At 31.4% G+C, this 2,781-nt stretch carries 3 protein-coding genes; 2 read left to right on the forward strand and 1 reads right to left on the reverse strand.

All coding sequences use genetic code 11. The features are described 5' to 3' along the window. Positions 1 to 605: 605 nt before the first annotated feature. On the forward strand, positions 606 to 665 hold the full coding sequence (gene ermCL / locus ACFFIS_RS09540) for a 23S rRNA methylase leader peptide ErmCL (RefSeq protein WP_014158491.1): 60 nt from the start codon (positions 606 to 608) through the stop codon (positions 663 to 665). A 60-nt stretch (positions 666 to 725) separates the two neighbouring features. Further along, positions 726 to 1,460 (forward strand): 23S rRNA (adenine(2058)-N(6))-methyltransferase Erm(C), encoded by a 735-nt coding sequence (gene erm(C), locus ACFFIS_RS09545; protein ID WP_002457017.1) that lies wholly within the window; start codon positions 726 to 728, stop codon positions 1,458 to 1,460. 72 nt (positions 1,461 to 1,532) lie between these two features. Here erm(C) and ACFFIS_RS09550 read toward each other — a convergent pair whose 3' ends face one another. Continuing rightward, positions 1,533 to 2,516 carry a protein rep gene (locus tag ACFFIS_RS09550; RefSeq protein ID WP_014125933.1) on the reverse strand — a complete coding sequence of 328 codons (984 nt, stop codon included), beginning with the start codon at positions 2,514 to 2,516 and terminating at the stop codon, positions 1,533 to 1,535. Positions 2,517 to 2,781: the final 265 nt, after the last annotated feature.

Consider the following 2,781-nt stretch of genomic DNA (forward strand, 5'->3'; position numbering starts at 1 on the left):
CATATGTAAATCGCTCCTTTTTAGGTGGCACAAATGTGAGGCATTTTCGCTCTTTCCGGCAACCACTTCCAAGTAAAGTATAACACACTATACTTTATATCCATAAAGTGTGTGCTCTGCGAGGCTATTGGCTCTGCCAACAAAACCCTGCATACTGATTACCAGTATGCACAAAACCTTTAAGACCTTTCTTTTTTTTACGAGAAAAAAGAAACAAAAAAACCTGACCTCTGCCACCTCAGCAAAAGGGGGATTTGCTCTCGTGGCTCGTTTAAAAAAGACAAGGGACAGGTCGTATTTTTCAAAACGCTGCGCTGAAAAATCTCCACCTTAAACCCTTGTCTTTTTTATTTTGTCCGTTATGTTTTTCGTACCGAAAGCCGTACTCAGCAAAATCAAAATTTGCTCGACTTTCGGTTTTCCAGGATAACGGACAAAACCACTTAAAATAACAAAAGACACGAGAATGATCTCTCGTATCTTTTGTATTCTTATTCAACAATCGCGCCCGATTGCAGTATAAATTTAACGGTCGTTCATCATGTTCTTATTTATCAGAGCTTGTGCTATAATTATTTTAAGTTTATAAGAAGGAGAATTAATATATGGGCATTTTTAGTATTTTTGTAATCAACACAGTTGATTATCAACCAAACAAAAAATAAGTGGTTATAATGAATCGTTGATAAGCAAAATTCATTATAACCGCATTAAAGAGGGTTATAATGAACAAAAAAAATATAAAAGACAGTCAAAACTTTATTACTTCGAAACGTAATGTAGATAAAATAATGACAAATATAAGCTTAAATGAACATGATAATATCTTTGAAATTGGCTCAGGAAAAGGGCATTTTACCCTTGAATTAGTACAAAGGTGTAATTTCGTAACTGCTATTGAAATAGACCATAAATTATGCAAGACTACAGAAAATAAACTTGTTAATCACGATAATTTTCAAGTTTTAAACAAGGATATATTGCAGTTTAAATTTCCTAAAAACCAATCCTATAAAATATTTGGTAATATACCTTACAACATAAGTACGGATATAATACGCAAAGTTGTTTTTGAAAGTATAGCTGATGAGAGTTATTTAATCGTGGAATACGGGTTTGCTAAAAGGTTATTGAATACAAAGCGCTCATTGGCGTTACTTTTAATGGCAGAAGTTGATATTTCTATATTAAGTATGGTTCCAAGAGAATATTTTCATCCTAAACCTAAAGTGAATAGCTCGCTTATCAGATTAAATAGAAAAAAATCAAGAATATCGTACAAAGATAAACAGAAGTATAATTATTTCGTTATGAAATGGGTTAACAAAGAATACAAGAAAATATTTACAAAGAATCAATTTAACAAATCCTTAAAACATGCGGGAATTGACGATTTAAACAATATTAGCTTTGAGCAATTCTTGTCTCTTTTCAATAGCTATAAATTATTTAATAAGTAAGTTAAGGGGTGCGTAAACTGCACCCCTTAACTTGTCTTGTTTTGCTTAAACAATCTTGGCCCTTTTGTTGAATTACTCTTTAATAAAATAATTTTTCCGTTCCCAATTCCACATTGCAATAATAGAAAAGCCATCTTCATCTGCTTTTTCTTCATCATCTGTATGTATTAAATCGCCATCTTCTGCGTCATCAAGATTTAATTCCTTATGAATTTCCTTTAATAAACCACCATATGAAATTAATCTTTTTCGATAAAGTCCTTCCTCCAAATCAGCTAAACGCTGCAAATTTCTTTCTTCGTCATCAGTCATAAAATCTGTATCTTTTACTGGATATTTTGCAGTTTCATCAATGGCTGATTTTATATCAGATTTATGTTTATTTTTTGGTCGAATCATTTGGACTTTAACGTTTGGATCATAATCTAATTTCATAGCTCTTTTCCAAAATTGAATCCATTGCTTTTGATTCACATAGTTTTCAGTGTTATAAAAATAAGTGCTTTCTACACAAACCAACACATGCATGTGTTGGTTATAAGAATTATCTATATTATTTACAGTTACTTCTGTCGCTCGCATAAAACCAACTAAGTTTTTATTAATTTTCTTATATTTCATCATACGATTAAAACCTTTTGACATATCCGATAAACTTTTATTTAATTCAGTACCATCATAAACATTTCTAACGGTCAACGTAAGGAAAAGCCAACGAACTGTTGGTTTTTGTTTGATAACTTCTGCAACAACCTTTTGTGACTGAATACCATGCTTCATTGCTCTCCTCCAGTTGCACATTGGACATAATCGAGATTTACAAAACCACACACGATATAACGTTTTTTCTCCCGTTTCATAACTCACTTTATATTCAAGTACCTCTGCACAATCTTTTACACGTTCAGCCTTTTTAAATTCAAGAATATGCAAGAGTTCAAAATAATCTACATTTGCCATTTTCTTTTCTCGCCAAGGTCTTATTTTTCCACTTTTTGTTTTGTCGATTAGTACACTTGATTTTTCATCTGAATTAATGCTATTATTATTGCACATAATTAATACAGAAACCCCCTATGTAAATTTGTTTTTGTGTGGTAACTTAAACAATAACATAGGGTATTTTTCTGTGCAAGGATTTTTAAAGGTTCATTAACCTTATAAAGCCAATCACACCAACACTTTAAACGCGATGTAAACTATAAAAATAAAAACTTGTTGTTTCTATATGTATCAAGATAAGAAAGAACAAGTTCAAAACCATCAAAAAAAGACACCTTTTCAGGTGCTTTTTTTATTTTATAAACTCATTCCCTGATCT

Origin of the sequence: Paracerasibacillus soli, from assembly GCF_042432965.1 — a bacterium.
GTDB lineage: Bacteria > Bacillota > Bacilli > Bacillales > Amphibacillaceae > Paracerasibacillus > Paracerasibacillus soli.